The following is a 507-nucleotide window of genomic DNA, read 5'->3' as shown; positions in this document are numbered from 1 at the left end:
CGTCCTTGGCGCGCATGGTGCGCACGGCGGCCTCGAGGGCGTCGACCAGCGAGTCGGGCTCGGCCCGCTCGAGGGTCCAGTCCGTGTCGAGGTCGTGGTGGTGGACGACGATCTCCGAGTTGCGCAGCGCCACGACGGCCGGGGCGGGGATCCGCTTGCCGTGCATGTGCACCTCCTCGACGGCGAGCTCGCCGCCCAGCCGACGGGACTGCTCGGCGAAGTAGGCCGCGCTCTCGCGCGCCCTGCGCACCAGCTCCTCGCGGGGCAGGGCGGCGTACTCGTCGATCTCCCGGTTGCGGGCCTCGGGGGACGCGTAGGGGCGTTGCTCCTCGCCCGTGACGGCCCAGTCGACGAGCCTGACGAGGGCCCGGCCGTTGGAGGCGAGGTGGGCGACGACGTGGGCGCGGGTCCAGCCCCCGCACAGCGAGGGCGCGGCCAGCTCCTCGTCGGAGAGGGACTCGACGGTGGCGAGGAAGCTGTCGGTCTCGCGCTCGAGCCGGGACAGGT

The 507-nt window shown here is 74.4% G+C and carries 1 protein-coding gene; it reads right to left on the bottom strand.

The genetic code is table 11. The features are described from left to right. Positions 1 to 507: maleylpyruvate isomerase family mycothiol-dependent enzyme (locus tag FQU96_RS42055; RefSeq protein WP_146547401.1), on the bottom strand; the 507-nt coding region annotated here is incomplete at both ends.

Source organism: Reyranella sp. CPCC 100927 (assembly GCF_007859315.1).
Lineage (GTDB): Bacteria > Pseudomonadota > Alphaproteobacteria > Reyranellales > Reyranellaceae > Vineibacter.
Note: the sequence above shows the minus strand (reverse complement) of the source record. Positions and strands in the feature narration are given on the sequence as shown.